Genomic DNA, 24,135 nt, shown 5'->3' on the forward strand with positions numbered 1-24,135 from the left:
CCATGGGGCGACTGCAAGGCATTGCGCTGTTGCTGGGCATCACCTTGCTGAGCAGTTGCAGCCCGACCACCGAGGTCCAGGCCACTCCCGCTTCGGCGCTGGCCAAGTCCGGGATGAAGGCGAACAAAGTCCTGACCACCGGGACCGACCCGAACCTGGCGCTGCTGGCACGCAAATTCAGCACCTCCAACCGCACCCCTATCACCATTGTGCAACTGGGCGACTCCCACACCGCCGCCGACCTGTTCAGCGGTGAGGTGCGGCGCCTGCTGCAGGCGCAATACGGCGATGGCGGCATCGGTTTCGTGGCAGCCACGCCGGTGCCCGGCACCCGCTATGAGCGGGTGATTCTCGGTGCCGCCAAGCGCCAGTGGTCCCTGGTATCGGCACGCAACCAGCAGAGCAACCAGTTTCCCCTGGGCGGCTACCTGTCGCTGCCCCTGACCCCAGGCGCGCGGGTGCATATCGCCGAACGCCAGCCGAGCAACCAGCAGTACCGGATTTCCGCGCTGTACCAGGCGTCCAGCAACAGCACCCTGACTGCCCGGGACAACCTCAACAAAAGCAGCCGCATGCTGGCCGCTACGGGGGGGCAGTGGCGCTTCAGCCCGCCGTTCAACAACCTGACCCTGCCCCTGGACCTGAACGTGGCCAATAACCAGGGCCTGGCCCTGGGCGGCTGGAACATCCTCGGGCAGAAGAGTGCCGGGGTGATCTATTCCGCCTTGGGGATCAACGGCGCGCGCCTGGACGTGCTGGACAAGTGGCAGCCCGGCTGGCTGGAAGCCCTCAAGGCCCTGCGCCCGGACATGGTGGTGCTGGCCTACGGCACCAACGAAGCCTTCGACGACGACCTGGATCTGCAGCTCTACCGCAGCCAGTTGCAGGAGAAGGTCGCGCTGTTGCGCAAGAACCTGCCCAAGACCGTGATTTTGCTGGTGGGGCCGCCGGATTCCATCAAACGCCGCAATGCTGGCAGCTGCGCAGCCTCCCAACCCCAGCCGTTGCGGCAGATCATCCAGATCCAGAAGGACGTGGCGAAGAACAGTCGTACCCTGTTCTGGGACTGGCAGGCGTTTATGGGGGGGGATTGCTCCATCAGCAAATGGCAGAGCAGTGACCTGGCCCGCAACGACCTGATCCACCTGACCGCCGATGGTTACCGCAAGAGCGCCGATGGCTTGTATCGCTTCCTGCGCGGGCAATTGGGCGAACGCATGCCCTGAGAACTCGGAGCCGGCTCCCCGAATGCTGCTGTAGGAGCTGGCTTGCCAGCAAAGGCGTCCGCCAGGGCGATGCAAGGTCAAAAAAAATGCCCCGCACTTGGCGGGGCATTTTCATTGGCAGGCGATGATCACAGGCCGTCGAGCATGGCCTTGTTGCGCACCGCACCCTTGTCGGCGCTGGTGGCCAGCAGGGCGTAGGCCTTCAGCGCGGTGGTCACCTTGCGTGGGCGTGCTTCCACTGGTTTCCAGCCTTTCTTGTCCTGCTCGACACGGCGGGCCGCCAGTTCCTCATCGCTGACCAACAGGTTGATCGAGCGGTTGGGAATGTCGATCAGTACCTTGTCGCCGTCCTGCACCAGGCCGATGGCGCCGCCGGCTGCCGCTTCTGGCGAGGCGTGGCCGATGGACAGGCCCGAAGTACCGCCGGAGAAACGCCCGTCGGTGAGTAGGGCGCAGGCTTTGCCCAGGCCCTTGGACTTCAGGTAGGAGGTCGGATAGAGCATTTCCTGCATGCCCGGGCCGCCTTTCGGACCTTCGTAACGGATGATCACGATGTCGCCTTCCTTCACCTCGTCGGCGAGGATGCCGCGCACGGCGCTGTCCTGGCTTTCGAAGATCTTGGCGTTGCCTTCGAACACGTGGATCGACTCGTCGACGCCGGCTGTCTTCACCACGCAGCCGTCCAGGGCGATGTTGCCGTAGAGCACGGCCAGGCCGCCCTCCTTGGAATAGGCGTGTTCGACGCTGCGGATGCAGCCGTTTTCACGGTCGTCGTCCAGGCTGTCCCAACGGGTCGACTGGCTGAACGCGGTCTGGGTCGGGATGCCCGCCGGGCCGGCCTTGAAGAAGTGATGCACGGCCTCATCCGTGGTCTGGGTGATGTCCCACTGGGCGATGCCCTCGGCCAGGGTCTTGCTGTGCACGGTGGGCAGGTCGGTGTGCAGCAGGCCGCCACGGGCCAGTTCGCCGAGGATGCTGAAGATGCCCCCGGCGCGGTGCACGTCTTCCATGTGGTACTTCTGGATGTTCGGCGCCACTTTGCACAGCTGCGGCACGTGGCGCGACAGGCGATCGATGTCCCGCAGGTCGAAGTCGATCTCGGCTTCCTGGGCGGCGGCCAGCAGGTGCAGGATGGTGTTGGTGGAACCGCCCATGGCGATGTCCAGGGTCATGGCGTTCTCGAACGCCTTGAAGTTGGCGATGTTGCGCGGCAGGACCGACTCGTCGTTGTCGCCGTAGTAGCGCTGGCACAGTTCGACGATGGTGCGCCCGGCCCGCAGGAACAGCTCTTCGCGGTCGCTGTGGGTGGCCAGGGTCGAGCCGTTGCCCGGCAGGGCGAGCCCCAGGGCTTCGGTCAGGCAGTTCATGGAGTTGGCGGTGAACATGCCGGAGCACGAACCGCAGGTCGGGCAGGCGCTGCGCTCGTACTCGGCAACCTTCTCGTCAGAAGCGCTGGAGTCGGCGGCGATGACCATGGCGTCTACCAGGTCCAGGCCGTGGGAGGCGAGCTTGGTCTTGCCGGCTTCCATCGGGCCGCCGGAGACGAAGATCACCGGAATGTTCAGGCGCAGGGCGGCCATCAGCATGCCGGGGGTGATCTTGTCGCAGTTGGAGATGCAGACGATGGCGTCGGCGCAGTGGGCGTTGACCATGTACTCCACGGAGTCGGCGATGATCTCGCGGCTCGGCAGGGAATACAGCATGCCGTCATGGCCCATGGCGATGCCGTCGTCCACGGCGATGGTGTTGAATTCCTTGGCCACGCCACCGGCGCGTTCGATCTCGCGGGCCACCAGTTGGCCCAGGTCCTTCAGGTGCACGTGCCCCGGGACGAACTGGGTGAAGGAGTTGGCAATGGCGATGATCGGCTTCTTGAAGTCGGCATCTTTCATCCCCGTGGCGCGCCACAGGGCGCGGGCGCCGGCCATGTTGCGGCCGTGGGTGGATGTTTTCGAGCGGTAATCAGGCATGGAGCACTCCGGGCGGCTAATCAGGTAACAAATGGGGAGTGAGCTTCTATTGACCTCGGGAACACTCAGAAATGGCCGTGTGTCCGAAAGCTGCCGATGACGCCGCGGGATCGCCGCGCGCCTCAGCCTGAGCTCATAAACCCGCCGGGGGATGACTGGCGATGAATTCGCCGATTCTACACCGCTGGCGTCAGGAAGGAATGCCGGTGCCGCTCTGTGGCGTTGATTGCCTGGATATCACCGGACGCTGCCATCCTGGTTTAGACTCGCCGCCCTTCGATTACCTTCCAATGGAGCTGGAATGTCCGCGAACATGCGATCCCTGAGGTTCTACCTGGGCATTGGCCTGCTGCAAGGGTTGTTGCTGATGTGGCTGGTGCTCTATAGCGACTGGCCCGGCACTGCCATCGCCGTGGTGGGAGCTGCGCTGCTGACGGGCGGCGGCTTCGTGCAACTGCTGGCCGGGCAGCGGCGCCAGTGGCGCACCTGGAAGGCCGCGCTGTTGCTGGCCTTTGCGGCGGCGGTGGTGGTGCAGGCCTGCAGTGAGTTGCCCTTCACCCCCGGGGTGATCTATAGCGTGGTGGCGTTCCTGCTGCTGATGACGCTGCTCAGCGCCAGCTGGCTGCCGGGACGTGACGGTTTTAAACGACGGCTGTTGGGGGACGGAGCCTGGATGCTGGTGGCTCTTGGCGCGGCGTGGCTGGTGCAGGCGTTGTTCGATTTCTGGACCCGCGAGCAGCACCTGGACCCCTTCAAGAGCGGGTTCATGTCCCTGCGCTACTTCACCGGCCCCCCCCTGGCATTCTCCTTCGTCCTGTACCTCAGGGATTTGTGCCGTTTGCGCGACCTTCAGACGCAAGCGCCCTGATAACGGCGGTTGGCCAGGCTGTTCAGGCCCAGGGCAATGGCACTCAGCACCAGGAAGCACAGGCCCAGGGCCGTCACCAGGTTGTTGGTGCTCAAGTTGATGAAGCCGCTGATCAGGCCTCCGCTGATAAAGATCAGCATGTTGCCCGCCGAGGCCGAGGTTCCGGCGTTGTGCGGGAAAATCCCCATGGCCCGCGAGGTCGCCACCGGGCGGGTGATGGTGGTGCCGGCGGTGCAGACGATCATCGGCACCAGAACCGTGGCCACGGACGGCTCTAACTGCTGCAACAGCAGCATCAGCAGGCCGGACAGGGCGATCAGCCCCAGCCCGGTGACGATCTGGGTGCTGGCCTGCAGGTAGCGGTTCATCACCCCGGCACCCACACCGCCCAATATGTAGGCGGCGCCGTACAGCAGCAGCGCCAGGGAGTAGTGGTACGGCGAGAGCTGCAACTGCTCCATGAAAATGATCGGTGAAGTGACAATGAACGAAAAATGGCAGGCGAAGGCCAGCGCCGAGATCAGCCAGTAGCCCACGAACGAAAGGTCGGCAAACACCAGCCGGTAGGCCGCGAGGATATTGTGCTGACGTGCCGAGGCCGTACCCGGTGTGTTTTCCAGCAGGAAACAGGCCTTGAGGATGACCAGCAGGCCGAGGCCGGCGAACACCTCGAAGCTGCCTTGCCAGCCCAGCCGGGCTTGCAGCCAGGTGCCCAGCAGTGGTGACAGGGAAATGAAGAGGCCGCTGGCGGTGACCAGGGCGATGCGCAGGCGCTCCTGCTCCTTGCCCGTGAACATGTCCTGCACCAGTGCCTGGGACAGCACGAAGCAGCCGCAGCCGATGGCCTGCAGCACACGAAACAGCAGGAACCAGCCATATTGCGTGGCAGCGATGCAGCCGAGCGCCCCGGCGATGGCCACGGCCATGCCGGACAGCAGCAGCTTCTTTCGTCCCAGGGAGTCTGACAGCGGTCCCACCACCATCAGGGAAAACGACAAGCCAATGGCGAACAGGCTGATAGACAGCGCGATATCAGCGCTGGAGGTCTGAAAGCGTTCTGCCAGGGCTTGAAACGAGGGAAGGATGACATCCAGCGGAAAGACCCCGAGCAGGGTCATGGTCATCAGCAGGATGATTGCCGATGTCTTTTTCGCGGCGGCGGGGGAGCGGCCCATGGTGCGGAGTCTCGATCCTTGAGAGGGGGACGAGAATCCAGCCGTGGCCTTGCAAAGTCAATCGGAGGCGCTGGCCATCCCGCGCTGGGCGGGAATGGCCAGCGGCCCGGGCTCAGCTGTTGGGCAGCAGGCGGCAGGTGATGCTCTTGATGTAGCGGGTTTCCGGGATGGCCGGGTGCACCGGGTGGTCCGGGCCCTGGCCGCCGCGCTCCAGCAGCTGGATGTTGCGGTCCAGGTGGCGGGCGCTGGTCAGGAGGATGTTTTGCAGGTCGTCCTCGGGCAGGTGCATCGAGCACGAAGCGCTGACCAGGATGCCGTCCTTGTTGAGCAGGCGCATGGCTTGCTCGTTCAGGCGGCGGTAGGCGCCTTCGCCGTTCTTCAGGTCTTTCTTGCGCTTGATGAAGGCGGGCGGGTCGGCAACGATCACGTCGAAGCGCTCTTCGCTGGCCTTGAGTTCCTTCAGGGCTTCGAAGACGTCGCCTTCGATGCAGGTCATTTTCTCGGCAAAGCCGTTCAGCGCGGCGTTGCGCTCCACGCCGTCGAGGGCGAAGGCCGAGGCGTCGACGCAGAACACTTCGCTGGCGCCGAAAGCCGCGGCCTGCACGCCCCAGCCGCCGATGTAGCTGTACAGGTCCAGCACGCGCTTGCCCTTGGCATAAGGCGCCAGGCGGGCACGGTTCATGCGGTGGTCGTAGAACCAGCCGGTTTTCTGGCCCTGGATCACCGGGGCTTCGAACTTCACGCCGTTCTCTTCCAGGGCGACCCACTCCGGCACCAGGCCGAACACGGTTTCGACGTAGCGGCCCAGGCCTTCGGCGTCACGGGCGGCGGAGTCGTTCTTGAACAGGATGCCGCTGGGCTTGAGCACCTGGGTCAGGGCGGCAATGATGTCGTCCTTGTGGGTTTCCATGGTCGCGGAGGCGATCTGTACCACCAGGATGTCGCCGAAACGATCGACCACCAGGCCCGGCAGCAGGTCGGAGTCGCCGTACACCAGGCGGTAGAACGGCTTGTCGAACAGGCGCTCGCGCAGGGACAGGGCCACATTCAGGCGGTGCACCAAGAGCGACTTGTCCAGGGCCAGCTTGGCATCGCGCGACAGCAGGCGGGCGCAGATCAGGTTGTTCGGGCTCATGGCGACCACGCCCAGGGGCTTGCCGCCGGCGGCTTCCAGCACTGCCTGGTCGCCTGCCTTGAAGCCGTGCAGAGGGGTGGCGGCTACATCGATTTCGTTGCTGTAGACCCACAGGTGGCCGGCGCGCAGGCGGCGATCGGCGTTGGCTTTGAGGCGCAGGCTTGGCAGGGACATGACGTCGCTCCGGAAAAAAGGGCGCGATTATACCCCGTCGCGGGGCGCAAGCGATGGCCAATGGACCTGCGGCGCGAGCCCTTTGCCGCAACCATTGGGTAAAGTTCCTGTCCGGTCGCCCAACATTCCCGTGTTAGAGGTTAGAATCCCCGGCTCACCCAGAGCGTGTACTTATGTCCCAAGAGCTATCAGCCGAACAGATTCAACAGGCCCTGCAAGGCATCAGCGTGCCGCCCCAACCGCAAATCATGGTGGATTTGCAGATGGAGCAGTACATGCCCGATCCCGATCTGGAGGTGATCGCCAAGCTGATCTCCCAGGACCCGGGCCTGTCCGGCGCGCTGCTGAAGATCGTCAATTCGCCGTATTACGGGCTGAGCAACAAGATTGCTTCGATCCAGCGGGCGGTGAATCTCCTGGGCAGCCGTTCGATCATCAACCTGATCAATGCGCAGTCGATCAAGGGCGAGATGAGCGACGAAACCATCGTCACCCTCAACCGCTTCTGGGACACCGCCCAGGACGTGGCCATGACCTGCCTGACCCTGGCCAAGCGCACCGGCTCCCAGGCCGTGGACGAGGCCTATGCCCTGGGCCTGTTCCATGACTGCGGCGTGCCGCTGATGCTCAAGCGCTTCCCCGACTACATGACTGTGCTGGAAGAGGCCTACGGCAGCGCCGGCCCGGAGCAGCGGGTGGTGGACACGGAAAACCGTGCCTTCAATACCAACCACGCGGTGGTCGGCTACTACACCGCCAAGTCCTGGCGCCTGCCGGAGCACGTGACCAACGCCATCGCCAACCACCACAACGCCCTGGCGATCTTCAGCGACGAATCTTCACGCAACAGCCAACTGAAGAACCTGCTGGCAATCCTCAAGATGGCCGAGCACATCTGCGCGTCCTACCGGGTGCTGGGCAATCAGGTGGAAGACCACGAGTGGAACAGCATCGGCCACCTGATTCTCGATTACGTCGGCCTGTCGGACTACGACTTCGAGAACCTCAAGGAAACCGTGCGCGAGCTGGGCGCACACTGATCGTTCATTTCGCGATGAGTACCAGGGGCGCATATGCCTGAATTACCGGAAGTCGAAACCACCCGGCGCGGAATCGCGCCGCATCTGGAAGGCCAGAAGGTCAGCCGGGTCATCGTCCGTGACCGGCGCTTGCGCTGGCCGATCCCCGAAGATCTGGACGTGCGCCTGTCCGGGCAGCGCATCGTGCTGGTGGAGCGGCGGGCCAAATACCTTTTGATCAATGCCGAGGTCGGCACCCTGATCAGCCACCTGGGAATGTCCGGCAACCTGCGTCTGGTGGAGGTCGGGCTGCCGGCGGCCAAGCACGAACATGTGGACATCGAGCTGGAGTCCGGCCTGGCCCTGCGCTACACCGATCCGCGGCGCTTTGGCGCGATGCTCTGGAGCCACGACCCGCTGAATCACGAGTTGCTGGTGCGCCTGGGGCCCGAGCCGCTGACCGACCTGTTCGACGGCGAGCGCCTGTATCAGCTGTCCCGCGGACGTTCCATGGCGGTCAAGCCGTTCATCATGGACAACGCGGTGGTGGTGGGGGTGGGCAACATCTATGCGACCGAGGCGCTGTTCGCCGCGGGCATCGACCCGCGCCGCGAAGCCAAGGGGATTTCCCGGGCGCGCTACCTGAAGCTGGCGATCGAGATCAAACGCATCCTGGCGGCTGCCATCGAGCGTGGCGGCACCACCTTGCGCGACTTTATCGGCGGCGATGGCCAGCCGGGCTACTTCCAGCAGGAACTATTCGTCTACGGGCGTGGCGGCGAGAACTGCAAGGTCTGCGGCACGGGGCTGCGGGAAATCAAGCTGGGCCAGCGGGCCAGTGTCTATTGCCCGCGTTGCCAGAGCTGAGAAGCTTCGCCGGCAAGCCGGCTCCTACAGGTGTTTGTGGGAGCCGAAAGGGCGCCATATCACTCAAGCCTTGCCGGTGATCTTCCGGTACTTGGCCATCAACTCTTCTTCGGTTTCCGGGCGGGTTTCGTCCAGCGGAATGCAATCCACCGGGCACACCTGCTGGCACTGCGGCTCGTCGTAGTGGCCGACGCACTGGGTGCACAGGTTCGGATCGATGACGTAGATCTCTTCGCCTTGGGAAATCGCCGCGTTAGGGCACTCGGGTTCGCAGACGTCGCAGTTGATGCAATCGTCGGTGATGATCAGGGACATGGGGTACTCCGGCCTGGGCGGCAGGCCCGGGCATGTAAAAACGAATGCGCGCAATTGTGCCGTATTGACGCCCACAGTGCACGCGGGCGCGATGGCTGACGTCACGCGAGGGCCCCGGTGCGGGGCCGCGCGGCTTATTTCTTGAAGCGCAGGGTCAGCGCATCGGCGACCGCCGGGTGCACGAACTTGGTGATATCACCGCCCAGGGCAGCGATTTCACGGACCAGGGTCGAGGAAATGAACGAGTAGCGCTCCGACGGGGTGAGAAACAGGCTCTCCACGTCCGGGGCCAACTGGCGGTTCATGTTGGCCAGCTGGAATTCGTATTCGAAGTCCGAAACCGCCCGCAGGCCGCGCAGGAAGACATTGGCGTTCTGCTCCTTGGCAAAATGCGCCAGCAGGGTGGAGAAGCCGACGACTTCAACGTTGGGCAGATGCTTGGTCACCTCGCGCGCCAGTTCCACGCGCTGCTCCAGGGGGAACAGCGGGTTTTTCTTGGGGCTGGCGGCAACGGCGATGATCACATGGTCGAACAGGCGCGAGGCGCGTTCGACCAGATCGCCGTGGCCCTTGGTAATAGGGTCGAAGGTACCTGGGTACAACACTCGGTTCATCGCGTCGTCCTGGCGGGAATCCGTTGGGGAGTCGGATGGTATCGCAGCCTTCCCGGTCGGCCAAGTCGCCTTTTAGGGAAGAAAGCACTATAGACGACGAGAATATCCCGCTTTTTCACACAGATTTCAGGCGCTCCGCCAAGGCGCTGGCCAATTGCGCCGTGAGCCCATAGACCGACAGCTGCGGGTTGGCGCCGATGCTGGTGGGAAACAGCGAGCCGTCATGGATCGACAGGTTGTGCAGTTGATGGTGGCGCCCGAGGCTGTCGGTGACCGCGGTCTTCGGATCTTCGCCCATGGCGCAACCGCCCATCACGTGGGCACTGCCCAGGCGGGTGCGGTACAGGGCCAGGTCCAGGCCGTCGATCTGCGCCCGCACTTCGTCGAGGCTCTTAGCGAAGCGGGCATCGCTGTGCAGCGGCTTGACCGCCTTGGCGCCGCCGGCGAACTGAATCTCCGCCATGCTGTGGAAGGCCCGGCGCAGGCCGTCCCAGGCGTAGGGTGAAACCTGATAGTCGAGGACCGGGGTACCGTCCCCCCGCAGTTCGACGTTGCCGCCGGTGCTGTCGGGGTGAAAGCCGTCCCGCAGCAGGGCAAGCATCGCGTGGGTGTGGGGCAGTTGCTCCATGGACAGCCCGCTCTGCGGCCCGAACCCGCCCAGCAGGGTGCTGGCCAGGGCCGGCTGCAGGGGCGGCACTTCAAGTTTGTAGGACATCTTGCCGGTGGTGCCGTCCTGCCACTGGAAGTGGTCGGAATAGATCGACTGCGGCGCGCCGTAGAACGGGTTGATCACCTCGTCGAACTGCCCGGCGGAGAAGTTGACCAGGTGCAGGAAGGTGCGTTTGCCCAGCCGCGAATGCGGGTCCGGCGCATCGGAACGCAACAGCAGGGCCGGGCTGTTGATGCCGCCACCGGCCAGCACGTAATGTTTGGCCTTGACCGTGATGGTGCGCCCGGTGGGGGCCACGCAACGGGCGTCCATGGCCTGGCATTGCAGGCCGGTGACCTTGTCGTCCTTGATCTGCAGGCGCTCCGCCCGGGCCAGGTACAGCAGCTCGCCACCTTTCTCCAGGGTCGCCGGAATGGTGGTCACCAGCATCGACTGCTTGGCGTTGGTCGGGCAGCCCAGGCCGCAGTAGCCCAGGTTCCAGCAGCCGCGCACGTTGCGCGGAATTACGTGCCAGCTGTAGCCCAGGGCTTCGCAGCCCTTGCGGATCACGTCGTTGTTGGCGTTGGGCGGCATGGCCCAGGGCGCGACGCCCAGGCGCTGTTCCATTTTCTCGAACCAGGGCGCCATCTCGGCCGAGCTGTGGCCCACCACCCCGTGTTCCCGGGCCCAGTGCTCCAGGGTCGGGTCGGGTGTGCGGAAGCTCGACGTCCAGTTGATCAAGGTAGTGCCGCCCACGGCGCGGCCCTGGAGGATGGTGATGGCGCCATCCTTGCTCATGCGCCCGATGCCCTCCTGATAGAGGCTGGTGTAGGCCTGGTCTTCGAGCATCTTGAAGTCGTCGCTGGTCTTGAGCGGGCCCTCTTCGATCAGCAGCACCTTGTAGCCGGCGGCGCTGAGGATCTCGGCAGTGGTGCCGCCCCCGGCGCCGCTGCCGATGATGGCAACATCGGCTTCCAGGATCAGGTCCTGCTCCAGCTGCGAGCCGTTGTAGGTTTTCCAGCCACGATTCAGGCCTTCGCGGAACAGATCAGGTACAGGCATATCGGGTGCTCTCTTATTATTGATGGCTCGGCGCGCATCCACTGTAGCCGCTGCCGAGCCTGCGAAGCTGCGAAAAGGCCCGCAGGGCCTTGCTTGACGATCTCCAGCCGCTCCCCCAGTGCCCCGCGAGCCTCCCGCTCGTTCGCAGCCTGTGGCAGCGGTTACAAAGGTCGGTCAGACCTTCGGTGGCCCGGGATAACCGCAATGGGCCCAGGACTCGGGCCGGGTGTACCAGGCCATCATCACCAGTTGCAGCAACGAGGCATGGCCCATGCGCAGCAGGGCCAGGAAGCTGTTTTCCCAGCGGCTGAGGAAATTGCGGATGTCATCCGCGCTGGCGTTTTCCCAACTGCCCCAGATCCCCGTCAGCGGGCCTCGGGTGACTGCCATGCCCAGCACATCGAACAGCTGCTGGGTGAGCTTGAACATCTCGGTCGACAGGTGATTGAGGGCGTTGTCCAGGTTGGCCAGGGTGCCCTCGATGGCGGCGGGCATCTTGTCCGCCGGCACGGCGCCTTCGAGCATCACCGGGATCAGCGCCCGCAAAAACGGCAGGTCATTGCTGCGCAGCATGGTGAAACCGCTGGCGGGCGTGCTGGCGGAGCAACCGCTGAGGCTGGCGCCGAGCCCGGCAGTGGCCAGGAACGCGCTGGCGCAGAGGCCGATTTTCAGCAGGCCGCGCCGTGACAGCACGGGTGTTTCAGACAGGCTAGGGGTCATTGTTGTTATTACCCGGCGTTGTACTGGTTAACGAATGAACAGCTTCTGGATGAGTTTCTGGATCGATTTGCCATACGGCGGGTAGATCAAGCGGGCGGCGTTGAAGCGCTGCTTGATGAACACCCCCTTGGCCTTGCTGAATGTCAGGAAGCCTTCATGCCCGTGGTAGTGGCCCATGCCGGAAGGGCCGATGCCGCCGAACGGCAGGTCGTCCTGGGCCACATGCAGCAGGGTGTCGTTGAGGCACACGCCGCCGGAGTGGGTTTCGTTGAGTACCCGTTGCTGCTCGGCCTTGTCGTAGCCGAAGTAGTACAGCGCCAGCGGGCGCGGACGCTGGGTGATATAGGCGAAGGCCTGGTCCAGGGTCCGGTAGGGCACGATGGGCAGGATCGGGCCGAAGATCTCGTCCTGCATCACGGTCATGTCATCGCTGACATTGAGCAGCAGGCTGTGGCCCAGGCGTCGTTCCTGGCTCTGCTCGAACAGTGGCACCAACAGCGCGCCCTTGCTGGTGGCGTCGCTCAGGTAACCGTTGAGCCGTGTCAGTTGGCGCTGGTTGATGATGGCGGTGTAGTCGGGGTTGTCCGCCAGGGTCGGGAAGAAACCGCGCACCACCTGGCGATAGGCTTCGACAAAGGCGCCGACGCGCTCTTCCGGCACCAGTACGTAGTCCGGGGCGACGCAGGTCTGCCCGGCGTTGAGGGTCTTGCCGAAGGCGATGCGTTCGGCCGCGTCCTTGAGGGGCACGGTGCTGGAAACGATGGCCGGGGATTTGCCGCCCAGTTCCAGGGTCACCGGGGTCAGGTTTTCCGCGGCGGCGCGCATCACGTGCTTGCCGATGCTGGTGGCGCCGGTGAACAGCAGGTGGTCGAAGCGCAGCTTGGAAAACGCCATGCCCACCTCGGCTTCGCCCAGCACCACGCACACCAGGTCCTCGGGGAAGACCCGGGCCAGCAGTTGCTTGAGCAGTTGCCCGGTGGCGGGGGTGGACTCACTGAGCTTGAGCATCACTCGGTTGCCGGCGGCCAGCGCCCCCACCAGCGGGCCCATGCACAGGTACAGCGGGTAGTTCCACGGCACTATGATCCCGACCACCCCCAGGGGCTGGTAGACCACCTTGGCCGAGGCCGGCTGGAAGGCCAGGCCCACGGCGCGGCGGGACGGCTTCATCCATTTCTTCAGGTGTTTGCTGGCGTAGTGGATGCCGTGCAGGCTGGGCATCAGCTCGGCCAGCAGGGTTTCGTCGGCGCTGCGGTTGCTGAAGTCCTGGCTGATGGCATCGATCAGGGCCTGGCGCTCGTTGTTAAGCAGCTCCTGCAGTGCCTTCAGCCATTGCTGGCGCTGCGCTGCGGGGGGCATCGGGTTGGCGGCAAAGGCCCGGCGCTGGGCTTCGAACAGTTCAAGCAGCTCGTCCTGTTGCTGAAGGGAATCCTGCAGGTAGGCGATTTCGGCAGACATGGACGGGCTCCGTCTGTGTAGGGTGGCTAGTTTTTTAGAGCTTATGCTCTAAATTGTCAAATACCATCCGGTGCCGGTCGCGATTTATCCCCAGGGGGATAGAACGTAAGATGCACCCCAGCCTTCTGATTAAAGCCCACACCCATGGCCCCACGCATAAAAACCCGCGAACGCATCGTCCAGTTCAGCCTCGAACTCTTCAACCAGCAAGGCGAACGCAACGTCAGCACCAACCACATTGCGGCGCACATGGAGATTTCCCCGGGCAACCTGTACTACCACTTCCCCAACAAGCAGGCGATCATCGCCGTGCTGTTTGCCGAGTACGAAAGCCTGGTGGACAGTTTCCTGCGCCCGCCACCCGGGCGCGCGGTCACCGTGCAAGACAAGCGCTACTACCTGCAGGCGCTGCTGGCGGCCATGTGGCGCTATCGCTTCCTGCACCGCGACCTGGAACACCTGCTGGACAGCGACCCCGAGCTGGCCGCGCGCTACCGGCGTTTTTCCCAACGCTGCCTGATCCAGGGCATGGCCATCTACGGGCGTTTCGTCGACGCCGGGATCGTCGCCATGGACAAGGTGCAGATCGAATCCCTGACCCTCAATGCCTGGATCATCCTCACCTCCTGGGTGCGCTTTCTGTGCACGACCCGGGAAAACTCCACGCACCTGAGCGAAGAAGCCATCAAGCGCGGGGTGTACCAGGTGCTGGTACTGGAAGCCGGCTTTGTCACCGACCAGGCCCGGGAAGCGGTCAACGACCTGTTCGAAGAGTTTTATGTGCCCCTGGCCCAAGCCCTGGAAGAAGTGCAGTAGGATCAACCTCCAACTTATTCACAGGAGCCCGCCATGCCCCTCGCGCAGTTGATCAGCCCGCTAGCCCTGGACCAGAAGAAACAGCAGCCCGGCCTGGTGATTCTGGATTGTCGCTTTGCTCTGGAAGACCCGGACTACGGGCAGCGCAGCTATGCCGAAGGGCATATCGCCGGGGCGCACTTCGCGGACCTGAACCGGGACCTGAGCGGGCCGGTGATCAAGGGCGTGACCGGTCGCCACCCCTTGCCGGAGCCAGCGCAACTGCTGGCGCGCCTGCAGGCCTGGGGCATCAACAATGACAGCGACATCGTGCTGTACGACGACGGCCCGGGGGCTTTCGCCGCCCGCGCCTGGTGGCTGCTGGCCTGGCTGGGCAAGCGTGACGGGGTGTTCATTCTTGATGGTGGCCTGAAAGCCTGGCACGCCGCTGGCTTGCCGTTGAGCCTGGATGCCCCGGAAAACGCGCCGGGGCAGTTCGTCGGGCACCCTGATCACAGCCTGCTGCTGGATGCCGAGCACCTGGGCAAGCGCCTGGGCCAGGCGGACCTGACCCTGCTGGATGCCCGTGGCCTGCCGCGTTTTCGTGGCGAAGTGGAACCCATCGACCCGGTGGCCGGGCATATTCCCGGGGCGCAATGCGCGGCATTCACCGACAACCTGGGGGAGGATGGGCGCTTTCTACCGGCCGATCAGCTCAAGCAGCGTTTCGCGCAGAAACTGGCCGGGCGTGACCCGCAGCAACTGGTGGCCTATTGCGGTTCTGGCGTCACCGCCTGCCACAACCTGTTTGCCCTGAGCCTGGCCGGCTACCCCCTGGGGCGGCTGTATGCCGGTTCGTGGAGCGAGTGGATCACCGACGCCCAGCGGCCTGTCGCCACCGGTGATTGACGGCCTTTACCCCTCGCCCCTTCGCTGGCAAGCCAGCTCCTACGGCCCGCAGGCCCCCGCGAACCTGTAGGAGCGAGCTTGCTCGCGAAAGCCGCACCGCCCTACTGCAGAACGGCACTGCGATAAGCCGCCGGCGCTACCCCATACACCTGCTTGAATTGCCGGCTGAGGTGACTCTGGTCGGCAAATCCCAATTGCGTGGCCACTTCCAGCGGCAGGCAGCCATTACGCAGCAAGGCCCGGGCCTTGGCGATGCGCTGTTGCATCAGCCAGGTGTGAGGCGGAATCCCGGTAGCCCGGCGAAACACCCGGGCGAAATGGAACGGTGACAGGTTCACCGCTGCTGCCAGTTCCTCCAGTGAGGGCGGCGCCGCCAGTTGCGAGCGCAGCAATTCCTTGGCCTGGACGATGGCTCGGTGCTCCTGCCCGGGTTCACCTGGCGCCCGGACCCCGGCGTGCCGTTGCAACAGCAACAGCAGCATTTCTCGCCATTGGGTCTGTTGCTGCAGGGCCGTGGCCGGGCTTTCCAACAGGTGGTGCAGGCGGGCAAAACCCTGTACCAGGTCCGGATCGCGGTACAAGGTGGCGCCGAAGGCCGGCAGGCTGCCGCTGGGCAGTTCCAGTTCATCCAGCAGGCCGAATATCTGCTGGTTCTCCGGGTAGAAGGCCCGGTACAGCCAGCCGTCTTCCACGCCCTTGGCGCCAGTGTGCAGCTCGTCCGGGTTGATCAGCACCAGGGTGCCGCTGCCCGCCAAATGCTCGGCTCCGCGATAGCGGTAGCGCTGGGCGCCGGCCATGATCATGCCGATCACATAACCCTCGTGCACATGGGGCACGAAACGCTGTTCGATGTAACGCGCGGCCAGCAACTCGACCCCGGCCAGGGGGGCACTCTGCCAGAAGCGGATCGATTCCCGGGCTGGCTTATCCATGGCGATCCAGGCCTGCCAACCACTGCGGGATCCGCCGCTCCAGGTAATAGCCGGGGCGTTTCAGGCTGCCGTCGACAAAACCCACATGGCCACCCTTGGCCTGCAGCTCGAACTGGGTACTGGCGGATAGCTCGCTGGCTTCGGGCAGGCTGTGGCGGAATACGAAGGGGTCGTCCGCGGCCTGGATGATCAGGGTCGGGGTACGGATTTGCCCCAGGAAATAGCGGCTGGAGGCGCGGCGGTAATAGTCCTGGGCATCGGCAAAGCCGTGCAGCGGTGCGGTGACCCGGCCGTCGAAGTCCCAGAAGGTGCGCATCTTGGTCAGCGGCCCCAGTTGCGCCAGGGTGGCCAGGCCTTGGTGGCGGCCGTCGTGCTGGAACTGGCGCTGCTTGTCCTTGATGTAGGCCAGCATCTCGCGCATGAAGTGCGCCTGGTAGACCTTGGAAAAGCCCTGGCCTATGCGATCGGCGCACTGGTCCAGGCGAAACGGCACCGACACCGCCGTGGCGCCTTGCAACGGGCTGTCGCTGCCGCTTTCCCCTAGGTACTTGAGCAGCACATTGCCCCCCAGGGAGTAGCCCACGGCATAGAGCGGCGCCTGGGGGCGCTTGGCCCGCAGGTGAGCGATGGCTGCAGCCAGGTCTTCGCTGGCCCCGGAGTGGTAGCTGCGGGGCAGCAGGTTGGGCTCGCCGGAACAGCCGCGCCAGTTCAGCGCCGCGCTGGCCCAGCCCCGGGTTGCCAGGGCTTGCTGCAGGCCGGCCACGTAAGGCGAGTTGGAGGAGCCGGTCAAACCATGCAGCACCAGCACCAGGGGCGCGTCGGCGCTATGGGGGCCGTGCCAGTCCAGGTCGAGAAAGTCGCCGTCGTCCAGCCACAAGCGTTCGCGCTGGCGCTCAAGATGAGTGGTCGGTCGCCACAGTGGGCCCCACAGGGTCTGCAGGTGCGGGTTGCCAAGGCCGAAGGCGGGGGTGAAACGATCAGGCGAGTCGGGCACGGGGAGGGTCTCGATGCAGCGGCGCGCAGCCCGGGCGGGCTGCGTACCTTGTTCCGGTCGGCTTGAGAGCCTGTCTACGATCTGCGGCGCGGCTCGGGCCTGAGCGTTGCTTGCGAGGTCGTGATCAGGTTCTAGACGACGTTGTCTGCCATACGTTGCCACAACGAGTAATACACCTGCCCGGATTTTTGTTCACGGTGCAGGCGCCAGCTTTCGGGTAGCCCCAGGGTCGATGGCGCGGTTTCGCTTTCGGTGTAGATCCAGGCGTCGTCGGCCAGCCAGCCGCGCTCTTCCAGCAGGGCGCAGGCGGCGGGCAGCAGGTTCTGGTTGAACGGCGGGTCGAGGAAGGCCAGGTCGAACGGCGTGGCCGGCTGGGTTTCCAGGTAGCGCAGGGCGTCGGCGGTCTGGGCCTGGCCGACGGTGCAGCGCAGAGTGCCCAGGTGCTCGCGCAGGCTGGAGATGGCCACGCTGCTGCTGTCCAGGGCCAGGCCCGTGGCGGCGCCACGGGACAGGGCTTCGAGAAACACCGCGCCGCTGCCGGCGAACAGGTCGATGACCTTGGCCCCGGCTACATAGGGCGCCAGCCAGTTGAACAGGGTTTCACGCACCCGGTCCGGGGTCGGCCGCAGCCCCGGCAGGTCGGGGAAGCTCAGCTTGCGGCTGCGCCATTCGCCACCAATGATGCGCAACTGGCCCACGCCATTGTGCTGGTTGTGGACGGGTTTCTTGCTGGGACGGGCTGGACGGGCCATTAATGCTCCGGAACCCCGAGCGGCTGCTCGGCGGGTTTGTCAGTGGGGGGCGGCAACGGCTTTTGCGCGACGGTGGGGCCGGCGCTGACGATGACCATCTTGTCGACACTCAGGTGCTTGTTCATGGCGGCCTTGACCTGCTCCACCGTCAGCTCCTGGGATTGCCGCATGAAGTCTTCCAGGTAGCTCAGCGGCAGGTTGTAGAAACCCATGGCGCCCAGTTGGCCGACGATATCGGCGTTGCTGGCGGTGGACAGCGGGAAGCTGCCGGCCAGTTCACGCTTGGCGTCGTCCAGTTCCTTCTGGGTCGGGCCGTTCTTCAGGTAGTCGGCGAATACGTCCTGCACCAGTTTCAGGGTGCCTTCGCTCATTTCCGCGCGGGTCTGCAGGTTGATCATGAACGGGCCGCGGGCCTGCATCGGGGTGAAGCCCGAGTAGACGCCGTAGGTCAGGCCGCGCTTCTCGCGCACTTCGCTCATCAGCCGGGTGCCGAAACCGCCACCGCCGAGAATCTGGTTGCCCAGGGAGACAGCGGCGTAGTCCGGGTCGTCACGGTCGATGCCCAGCTGCGCCAGCATCAGGGTGGTCTGGCTCGACGGAAACTCGATATGGCCGATGCTGGCCTTGGGTTCGGCAGGTTGCTCGATCTTCGCCAGCGCCGGGCCTTTTGGCAGGGCGGCGGAGACCTGTGCGGCAATCGCCTCGGCATCGCTGCGCGACAGGTCGCCGACCAGAGCGATCACCACGTTGCCTGCGGCATAGGCCTTGGCGTGGAAAGCCTTGAGCTGGGCCAGGGTGATCGACGGGATGCTCTTGGCATCGCCGTCGCTGGCATGGGCGTAAGGGTGGGTGCCATACAGGCGCTTCATCAGCTCCAGGCTGGCCAGCTTGCCGGGGTTCTGCTTCTGGTATTCGAAGCCGGCGAGCATCTGGTTCTTGATCCGCGCCAGGGAGTCGGCGGGGAAGGTCGGCTTGCCCACCACTTCGGCGAACAGCTTCAGCGCCGGTTCGCGCTTATCCACCGCGCTCAGGCTGCGCAGCGAGGCCACGGCCATGTCCTTGTAGGCGCCGTTGCCGAAATCCGCACCCAGGCCTTCGAAGCCCTGGGCGATGGCGCCTACATCCTTGCCGGCCACGCCTTCGTTGAGCATGGCGTTGGTCAGCAGGGCCACGCCCGGCGCGTTGCCGTCCTGGCTGCTGCCGGCGGCGAAGATCAGGCGCATGTCGAACATCGGCAGCTCGCGGGCTTCGACGAACAGCACCTTGGCGCCTTCGGCGGTGTTCCAGGTCTGCACATTGAGGTTGCGATGGCTGGGCGCCTTGCCATCCAGCTCGGCCAAAGATTGCAGCTTCTGGCTGCTCTTGGCGTTGTCCAGGGCCTGGCTGGCATTGCTCTGGCCGGAGCTCGACAGGTACAGGCCCCCGGCGGTGAGCAGGGCGACCAGGGCCAGCCCCAGCAGGACCGGTGAAGCATTCTTGCGCTTACTCATGAGCGGACTCCTCAGGCAGTACATGGGCCACGCTCATACGTTCCCGGGTGAAATAGGTGCGGGCGGCCTTCTGGATGTCTTCCGGGGTTACGCTTTGCAGTTCCGCAAGCTCGGTGTCCATCAGCTTCCAGGACAGGCCGACGGTTTCCAGCTGGCCGATGGCGGTGGCCTGACTGGTGATGGAGTCACGCTCGTAGACCAGCCCGGCGATCACCTGGGCCCGCACTCGCTCCAGTTCCTCGGCGGATGGCGGGGTGGTCTTCAACTGCTCCAGCAGGCGCCATAGCCCGGCTTCGGCCTGGGCGATGGTTTTCTTCTTCTGGCTGTTGGGGGTGGCCGAGAGCATGAACAGGCTGTCGCCCCGGGTGTAGGCGTCGTAGCTGGTGGAGCCACCGGACAGCAGCTCTTCGCCGCGCTCCAGTTGGGTCGGGATGCGGGCGCTGTAGCCGCCGTCCAGCAGGGCCGCGGCCAGGCGCAGGGCGTTCACCGCGCGTTTGTCCTCGGCGGTGGCGATGCTCGGCACGTTGAAGGCCAGCATCAGGCTCGGCAGTTGGGTCTTGACGTGCAAGGTGATCAGGCGCTCGCCGGGCTCGGCCAGCTCCATGGGGATCTTCGCCGGTGGCACGTCACGCTTGGGGATCGCGCCGAAATAGCGTTGGGCCAGGGTTTTCACTTCGTCCGGGGTGACGTCGCCGACCACCACCAGGGTGGCATTGTTCGGCACGTACCAGGCCTGGTACCAGTGGCGCAGTTCCTCGACCTTCATCCGGTTCAGGTCGGCCATCCAGCCGATGGTCGGCGTGTGGTAGCCGCTGGCCGGGTAGGCCATGGCCTTGAAGCGCTCGTAGGCCTTGGACATCGGCTTGTCGTCGGTGCGCAGGCGGCGCTCTTCCTTGATGACCTCGATTTCGCGGCTGAACTCGTCGGCCGGCAGGCGCAGGCTGGCCATGCGGTCGGCTTCCAGCTCCAGGGCCACGCCCAGGCGGTCGCGAGCCAGGACCTGGTAATAGGCCGTGAAGTCGTCGCTGGTGAAGGCGTTCTCTTCGGCGCCCAGGTCCCGCAGGATCAGGGAGGCCTCGCCGGGGCCGACTTTCTCGCTGCCCTTGAACATCATGTGTTCCAGGGCGTGGGACAAACCGGTCTGGCCCGGGGTTTCGTAGCTGGAGCCAACCTTGTACCAGACCTGGGACACCACCACCGGTGCGCGATGATCTTCGCGGACCACGACCTTGAGGCCGTTGTCGAGGGTGAATTCGTGGGTGGGTTGAGGGTCGGCAGCCAGGGCTGCAAGGGGCAGACAAACTGTGCTGAGCAGCAGGCCTGCGGCGCGGCGGGCTAGAGCATTCATTCGTTTTTAAACCTGTTGGGCTGCCCGCTTGGTCTTAGCCTGTGCGGGCGAGGAGGTGCTAGGATACTGATCCGTTTTACTGGCGGCCACGCCTATCAGGTCTTCGCGGATCAGCATGTACTTGAGCAGGTTGTATGAGTTACCGGCAAGAAGCCCTGATTTACCAGCTAGACTTCGACTTTTCGCCGATTTTGCCGTTCCAGTCCTTTAGTAAAATCGCTCCTTGAAGTGCTTTTGGGCATTTCGACAACATGTTGCGCGTGAACAAGCTGGATGAAACACAGTCTGTTCTGCATCGAATATTTATTTACCGAGGCGCCCAGTGGCGCATCGCTACCTTGAGATAGCCGTCTCCATGTTTGGTTCCAACGACGACAAAAAGACCCCAGCCGCGGCTGGCGAGAAGAAAGGCCTGTTCGGATGGCTGCGCAAAAAGCCGCAGGAACCCGTCGTCGAACAGCCGCAAGTGCCTGCCGAGCCGGCACCGACCCCGGTCATCGAACCTGCCGCCAGCGTAGCCCCGGCCGAGCCGGTGGTGCTGCCAATGGCCGAGCCGGTGCTGCAGCCGCACATCGCGCCTGAACCGGCGCCCCCCGCGGCGCCCGACCTGCCGCTGGCGCCAAGCGCCGAGCACAAGCCCTGGTTGACCCTGCCGGTGGCGGAAGAACCCGTGGCCCTGGTGGAAGACGCCCAGGCCGAGCATGTGGCTCCGCCGATTCCGGCGGTTGCCGTGCGCCCTGAGCCAGTGGTCGCCCCGGCCCCTGTGGTTGAGGCGCAAGCCCCGGTTGCCCCGGTATTCGTCGCCCCTGAACCTGTTGCACCTGCACCTGCACCTGCACCTGCACCTGCACCTGCACCTGCACCTGCACCTGCACCTGCACCTGCACCTGTAGCCGAGCCGGTTGCTCTGGCTGTCGAGCCCGAGCCAGTGGTCGAGGCGGCGCGCCCGGCGCAAGAGAGCAAGATCGGCTTCTTCGCCCGCCTCAAGCAGGGCCTGTCCAAGACCAGCGCCAGCATTGGCGAAGGCATGGCCAGCCTGTTCCTGGGCAAGAAGGCCATCGATGACGAATTGCTGGAAGACCTGGAAACCCGCCTGCTGACCGCAGACGTCGGGGTCGAGGCGACTTCGGTGATCATCCAGAACCTGACCCAGAAGGTGGCGCGCAAGCAGCTCACCGACTCCGATGCACTGTATGCCTCGCTGCAGGCCGAGCTCACCACCATGCTCAAGCCGGTGGAACAACCATTGCAGATCGTCGCCCAGAACAAGCCGTTCGTGATCCTGGTAGTGGGCGTCAACGGCGCCGGCAAGACCACCACCATCGGCAAGCTGGCGAAAAAGCTGCAGCTGGAAGGCAAGAAAGTCATGCTGGCCGCCGGCGACACCTTCCGCGCCGCGGCGGTGGAGCAGCTGCAAGTCTGGGGCGAGCGCAACAAGATCCCGGTCATCGCCCAGCACACCGGCGCCGATTCGGCCTCGGTGATCTTCGATGCGGTGCAAGCGGCCAAGGCCCGTGGCATTGACGTGCTGATCGCCGACACGGCGGGGCGCCTGCACACCAAAGACAACCTGATGGAAGAGCTCAAGAAAGTCCGTCGGGTCATCGGCAAGCTCGATGCCGACGCGCCCCACGAGGTGCTGCTGGTGCTGGACGCCGGCACCGGCCAGAACGCCATCAACCAGGCCAAGCAGTTCAACCAGACCGTGCAGTTGTCCGGCCTGGCCCTGACCAAGCTCGACGGTACCGCCAAGGGGGGCGTGATCTTCGCCCTGGCCAAGCAGTTCGGCCTGCCGATCCGTTATATCGGCGTCGGTGAAGGCATCGACGACTTGCGTACCTTTGAAGCCGAACCCTTTGTCCAGGCACTGTTTGCCGAGCGGGAGCGTTCATGATTCGTTTCGAACAGGTCGGTAAGCGCTACCCCAACGGTCACGTTGGCCTGCATGAGCTGAGCTTTCGCGTGCGTCGCGGCGAATTCCTGTTTGTCACCGGCCATTCCGGCGCCGGTAAGAGCACCTTGCTGCGCCTGCTGCTGGCCATGGAGCGTCCCACCACCGGCAAGCTGCTGCTGGCCGGGCAGGACCTGGGGCAGATCAGCAACGCGCAGATCCCGTTCCTGCGGCGGCAGATCGGGGTGGTGTTCCAGAACCACCAGTTGCTGTTCGACCGCACCGTATTCAACAACGTCGCCCTGCCGCTGCAGATCCTCGGCCTGTCCAAGGCGGAAATCGCCAAGCGGGTGGATTCGGCCCTGGAGCGCGTCGCGCTGTCGGACAAGACCGATCTGTACCCCGGCGACCTGTCCACTGGCCAGCAGCAGCGTGTGGGCATCGCCCGGGCCATCGTCCATCGGCCGGCTCTGCTGCTGGCGGACGAACCCACCGGTAACCTCGACCCGCGTCTTGCGGCGGAAATCATGGGCGTGTTCGAAGATATCAACCGCCTGGGCACCAGCGTGCTGATCGCCAGCCACGACCTGGCACTGATCGCCCGCATGCGCCACCGCATGCTGACCCTGCAACGCGGACGTTTGATCGGCGACGGGGAGGCCGGCGTATGAGTGCTACACGTACCCCTAAAGTGGCGGAGCGCGTAGCGCCCAAGGCTTCCGAAGCGCCACCGCCGAAGAAAAAGCGTGACGAGGACGACGGCCCGGATTTCGGCACCCTGCTGCACGCCTGGATCGAGAGCCATCGCGCCAGCCTGCTGGACAGCCTGCGGCGGCTGGGCAAACAGCCTATCGGCAGCTTCTTTACCTGCCTGGTGATGGCCGTGGCCTTGAGCCTGCCCATGGGCTTGTCACTGTTGCTCAATAATGTCGAGCGCCTGGGCGGATCCTGGCAGCGCGCGGCGCAGATCTCGCTGTACCTGGAGCTGGGGGCCTCTGCCACCGAGGGCGAGAAGCTCAGTGAAGAGATCAAGGGCCTGCCCGGTGTGGCGGATGCCGAGTTCATCAGCAAGGAAAAGGCCCTGGAAGAGTTCCAGCAGCAGTCCGGGCTGGGCGAGGCCTTGCGCGAACTGCCCCATAACCCGCTGCCTGGTGTCGTGCTGGTGACACCCCACGAAGTGGACAAGGCGACCCTGGAAGCCCTGCGCCAGCGGTTGTCGGAAATGCCCAAGGTGCAACTGGCGCAACTGGACCTGGTCTGGGTCGAGCGGCTGGCGGCGATCCTCAAGCTGGGAGACCGCTTTGTCTTCGGCCTGACGGTGCTGCTGGTTTCTGCATTACTTTTGGTGATAGGCAATACCATTCGTCTTCATATTGAAAACCGCCGCACCGAGATAGAAGTGATTAAACTCGTTGGCGGCACGGACAGTTATGTTCGTCGGCCCTTCCTCTATATGGGGGCGCTGTATGGTTTCGGCGCGGGGATCCTATCCTGGGGTGTATTGGCGTTTGGCCTGAACTGGCTGAACGATGCGGTAATCGGTCTGGCCGGCTTGTACGGCAGCGATTTTGCCCTTGCGGGGGTGCCGGTTGCCGATGGTCTGTCGCTCTTGCTAGGGGCGGTGCTGTTGGGTTATATCGGTGCGTGGATTGCAGTGGCCCGTCACCTGAGGGAACTGGCACCGAAGTAATATCTTTTTGCTTGTATTGACCTTTCAGCATTTTTGGGAACTTGTTTCGCGGTTTCCGGTCAATTTTCGCAGTGCTGAACGG

Annotated in this window: 22 protein-coding genes; 9 read left to right on the plus strand and 13 right to left on the minus strand. The window is 64.5% G+C overall.

The genetic code is table 11. The features are described from left to right. Positions 1–2 precede the first annotated feature (2 nt). Positions 3–1,226 carry an SGNH/GDSL hydrolase family protein gene (locus tag KCG88_RS18670; RefSeq protein ID WP_210712863.1) on the plus strand — a complete coding sequence of 408 codons (1,224 nt, stop codon included), beginning with the start codon at positions 3–5 and terminating at the stop codon, positions 1,224–1,226. A 128-nt stretch (positions 1,227–1,354) separates the two neighbouring features. On the opposite strand, the gene ilvD is transcribed toward KCG88_RS18670, so the two are convergent. Beyond that, positions 1,355–3,196 carry a dihydroxy-acid dehydratase gene (gene ilvD / locus KCG88_RS18675; RefSeq protein WP_047289772.1) on the minus strand — a complete coding sequence of 614 codons (1,842 nt, stop codon included), beginning with the start codon at positions 3,194–3,196 and terminating at the stop codon, positions 1,355–1,357. Between the two features lie 301 nt (positions 3,197–3,497). On the opposite strand from ilvD, the gene KCG88_RS18680 reads away from it, so the two are divergent. Continuing rightward, complete coding sequence (locus tag KCG88_RS18680; protein WP_210712864.1) at positions 3,498–4,064, plus strand: hypothetical protein; 567 nt, start codon at positions 3,498–3,500, stop codon at positions 4,062–4,064. On the opposite strand, the gene KCG88_RS18685 is transcribed toward KCG88_RS18680, so the two are convergent. After that, on the minus strand, positions 4,046–5,239 hold the full coding sequence (locus KCG88_RS18685) for an MFS transporter (RefSeq protein WP_210712865.1): 1,194 nt from the start codon (positions 5,237–5,239) through the stop codon (positions 4,046–4,048). The genes KCG88_RS18680 and KCG88_RS18685 overlap by 19 nt on opposite strands. A 112-nt stretch (positions 5,240–5,351) precedes the next feature. Continuing rightward, a complete protein-coding gene (locus tag KCG88_RS18690; protein ID WP_011064045.1) occupies positions 5,352–6,548 on the minus strand; it encodes a class I SAM-dependent rRNA methyltransferase in 1,197 nt (398 codons plus the stop codon). Positions 6,549–6,775: 227 nt separating this feature from the next. Between KCG88_RS18690 and KCG88_RS18695 the strand changes: the two genes are divergently transcribed. Then, a complete protein-coding gene (locus tag KCG88_RS18695; protein ID WP_162865006.1) occupies positions 6,776–7,588 on the plus strand; it encodes an HDOD domain-containing protein in 813 nt (270 codons plus the stop codon). A 33-nt stretch (positions 7,589–7,621) separates the two neighbouring features. Next, complete coding sequence (gene mutM / locus KCG88_RS18700; protein ID WP_011064043.1) at positions 7,622–8,434, plus strand: bifunctional DNA-formamidopyrimidine glycosylase/DNA-(apurinic or apyrimidinic site) lyase; 813 nt, start codon at positions 7,622–7,624, stop codon at positions 8,432–8,434. 63 nt (positions 8,435–8,497) lie between these two features. Here the strand turns inward: mutM and KCG88_RS18705 are convergent, their stop codons facing one another. The 5 genes from KCG88_RS18705 to KCG88_RS18725 form a co-directional block, all read right to left on the minus strand. Further along, positions 8,498–8,749 (minus strand): YfhL family 4Fe-4S dicluster ferredoxin, encoded by a 252-nt coding sequence (locus tag KCG88_RS18705; RefSeq protein ID WP_047289765.1) that lies wholly within the window; start codon positions 8,747–8,749, stop codon positions 8,498–8,500. A 134-nt stretch (positions 8,750–8,883) separates the two neighbouring features. Next, on the minus strand, positions 8,884–9,363 hold the full coding sequence (gene coaD / locus KCG88_RS18710) for a pantetheine-phosphate adenylyltransferase (RefSeq protein ID WP_003176711.1): 480 nt from the start codon (positions 9,361–9,363) through the stop codon (positions 8,884–8,886). Between the two features lie 115 nt (positions 9,364–9,478). Further along, entirely contained in the window at positions 9,479–11,074 is a 1,596-nt protein-coding gene (locus tag KCG88_RS18715; protein WP_210712866.1) for a GMC family oxidoreductase, read from the minus strand. A 174-nt stretch (positions 11,075–11,248) separates the two neighbouring features. Continuing rightward, the gene (locus KCG88_RS18720; protein ID WP_047289762.1) at positions 11,249–11,794 is read right to left on the minus strand and encodes a hypothetical protein; all 546 of its coding nucleotides are present in this window, start codon (positions 11,792–11,794) and stop codon (positions 11,249–11,251) included. 27 nt (positions 11,795–11,821) lie between these two features. Then, on the minus strand, positions 11,822–13,297 hold the full coding sequence (locus tag KCG88_RS18725; protein ID WP_348984532.1) for a coniferyl aldehyde dehydrogenase: 1,476 nt from the start codon (positions 13,295–13,297) through the stop codon (positions 11,822–11,824). Between the two features lie 99 nt (positions 13,298–13,396). Here KCG88_RS18725 and KCG88_RS18730 point away from each other — a divergent pair, with 99 nt between their 5' ends. Next, a complete protein-coding gene (locus KCG88_RS18730) occupies positions 13,397–14,068 on the plus strand; it encodes a TetR/AcrR family transcriptional regulator (protein WP_047338058.1) in 672 nt (223 codons plus the stop codon). A gap of 33 nt (positions 14,069–14,101) precedes the next feature. Further along, positions 14,102–14,956: a sulfurtransferase gene (locus tag KCG88_RS18735; RefSeq protein WP_047289759.1), complete on the plus strand. Its 855-nt coding sequence runs from the start codon at positions 14,102–14,104 to the stop codon at positions 14,954–14,956. Positions 14,957–15,057: 101 nt separating this feature from the next. Here the strand turns inward: KCG88_RS18735 and KCG88_RS18740 are convergent, their stop codons facing one another. From KCG88_RS18740 to KCG88_RS18760, 5 genes are all read right to left on the minus strand, one after another. Beyond that, entirely contained in the window at positions 15,058–15,888 is an 831-nt protein-coding gene (locus KCG88_RS18740; RefSeq protein ID WP_047289758.1) for an AraC family transcriptional regulator, read from the minus strand. Continuing rightward, positions 15,881–16,882 carry a hydrolase gene (locus KCG88_RS18745; protein WP_210712867.1) on the minus strand — a complete coding sequence of 334 codons (1,002 nt, stop codon included), beginning with the start codon at positions 16,880–16,882 and terminating at the stop codon, positions 15,881–15,883. The genes KCG88_RS18740 and KCG88_RS18745 overlap by 8 nt, the downstream gene beginning before the upstream one ends. Positions 16,883–17,013: 131 nt before the next feature. Next, positions 17,014–17,634 carry a 16S rRNA (guanine(966)-N(2))-methyltransferase RsmD gene (gene rsmD / locus KCG88_RS18750; RefSeq protein WP_210712868.1) on the minus strand — a complete coding sequence of 207 codons (621 nt, stop codon included), beginning with the start codon at positions 17,632–17,634 and terminating at the stop codon, positions 17,014–17,016. After that, a complete protein-coding gene (locus tag KCG88_RS18755) occupies positions 17,634–19,124 on the minus strand; it encodes a pitrilysin family protein (RefSeq protein WP_210712869.1) in 1,491 nt (496 codons plus the stop codon). The genes rsmD and KCG88_RS18755 overlap by 1 nt, the downstream gene beginning before the upstream one ends. Further along, positions 19,117–20,472 carry a pitrilysin family protein gene (locus KCG88_RS18760; protein WP_047289751.1) on the minus strand — a complete coding sequence of 452 codons (1,356 nt, stop codon included), beginning with the start codon at positions 20,470–20,472 and terminating at the stop codon, positions 19,117–19,119. Before KCG88_RS18760 ends, KCG88_RS18755 begins: the two co-directional genes overlap by 8 nt. A gap of 355 nt (positions 20,473–20,827) precedes the next feature. Between KCG88_RS18760 and ftsY the strand changes: the two genes are divergently transcribed. The 3 genes from ftsY to ftsX are packed head-to-tail and all read left to right on the plus strand — an operon-like array spanning position 20,828 to position 24,053. Beyond that, the gene (gene ftsY / locus KCG88_RS18765) at positions 20,828–22,366 is read left to right on the plus strand and encodes a signal recognition particle-docking protein FtsY (RefSeq protein WP_210712870.1); all 1,539 of its coding nucleotides are present in this window, start codon (positions 20,828–20,830) and stop codon (positions 22,364–22,366) included. Beyond that, positions 22,363–23,034 (plus strand): cell division ATP-binding protein FtsE, encoded by a 672-nt coding sequence (gene ftsE, locus KCG88_RS18770; protein WP_011064030.1) that lies wholly within the window; start codon positions 22,363–22,365, stop codon positions 23,032–23,034. The genes ftsY and ftsE overlap by 4 nt, the downstream gene beginning before the upstream one ends. Continuing rightward, positions 23,031–24,053, plus strand: a complete 1,023-nt coding sequence (gene ftsX, locus KCG88_RS18775) for a permease-like cell division protein FtsX (protein ID WP_210712871.1) — start codon at positions 23,031–23,033, stop codon at positions 24,051–24,053. Before ftsE ends, ftsX begins: the two co-directional genes overlap by 4 nt. The last annotated feature ends 82 nt before the right edge of the window (positions 24,054–24,135 follow it).

This window comes from Pseudomonas sp. MWU349 (assembly GCF_017947325.1).
GTDB lineage: Bacteria > Pseudomonadota > Gammaproteobacteria > Pseudomonadales > Pseudomonadaceae > Aquipseudomonas > Aquipseudomonas protegens.

Bases quoted from the DNA above. Each gene is read 5' to 3' on its own strand.
- KCG88_RS18715 (WP_210712866.1), bottom strand. From the start codon at position 11,074: ATGCCTGTACCTGATCTGTTCCGCGAAGGCCTGAATCGTGGCTGGAAA.
- KCG88_RS18670 (WP_210712863.1), top strand. From the start codon at position 3: ATGGGGCGACTGCAAGGCATTGCGCTGTTGCTGGGCATCACCTTGCTG.
- mutM (WP_011064043.1), top strand. From the start codon at position 7,622: ATGCCTGAATTACCGGAAGTCGAAACCACCCGGCGCGGAATCGCGCCG.
- rsmD (WP_210712868.1), bottom strand. From the start codon at position 17,634: ATGGCCCGTCCAGCCCGTCCCAGCAAGAAACCCGTCCACAACCAGCAC.
- KCG88_RS18735 (WP_047289759.1), top strand. From the start codon at position 14,102: ATGCCCCTCGCGCAGTTGATCAGCCCGCTAGCCCTGGACCAGAAGAAA.
- KCG88_RS18690 (WP_011064045.1), bottom strand. From the start codon at position 6,548: ATGTCCCTGCCAAGCCTGCGCCTCAAAGCCAACGCCGATCGCCGCCTG.
- KCG88_RS18720 (WP_047289762.1), bottom strand. From the start codon at position 11,794: ATGACCCCTAGCCTGTCTGAAACACCCGTGCTGTCACGGCGCGGCCTG.
- ftsE (WP_011064030.1), top strand. From the start codon at position 22,363: ATGATTCGTTTCGAACAGGTCGGTAAGCGCTACCCCAACGGTCACGTT.
- ftsX (WP_210712871.1), top strand. From the start codon at position 23,031: ATGAGTGCTACACGTACCCCTAAAGTGGCGGAGCGCGTAGCGCCCAAG.
- coaD (WP_003176711.1), bottom strand. From the start codon at position 9,363: ATGAACCGAGTGTTGTACCCAGGTACCTTCGACCCTATTACCAAGGGC.
- KCG88_RS18755 (WP_210712869.1), bottom strand. From the start codon at position 19,124: ATGAGTAAGCGCAAGAATGCTTCACCGGTCCTGCTGGGGCTGGCCCTG.
- ilvD (WP_047289772.1), bottom strand. From the start codon at position 3,196: ATGCCTGATTACCGCTCGAAAACATCCACCCACGGCCGCAACATGGCC.
- KCG88_RS18740 (WP_047289758.1), bottom strand. From the start codon at position 15,888: ATGGATAAGCCAGCCCGGGAATCGATCCGCTTCTGGCAGAGTGCCCCC.
- KCG88_RS18730 (WP_047338058.1), top strand. From the start codon at position 13,397: ATGGCCCCACGCATAAAAACCCGCGAACGCATCGTCCAGTTCAGCCTC.
- KCG88_RS18760 (WP_047289751.1), bottom strand. From the start codon at position 20,472: ATGAATGCTCTAGCCCGCCGCGCCGCAGGCCTGCTGCTCAGCACAGTT.
- KCG88_RS18680 (WP_210712864.1), top strand. From the start codon at position 3,498: ATGTCCGCGAACATGCGATCCCTGAGGTTCTACCTGGGCATTGGCCTG.
- ftsY (WP_210712870.1), top strand. From the start codon at position 20,828: ATGTTTGGTTCCAACGACGACAAAAAGACCCCAGCCGCGGCTGGCGAG.
- KCG88_RS18705 (WP_047289765.1), bottom strand. From the start codon at position 8,749: ATGTCCCTGATCATCACCGACGATTGCATCAACTGCGACGTCTGCGAA.
- KCG88_RS18685 (WP_210712865.1), bottom strand. From the start codon at position 5,239: ATGGGCCGCTCCCCCGCCGCCGCGAAAAAGACATCGGCAATCATCCTG.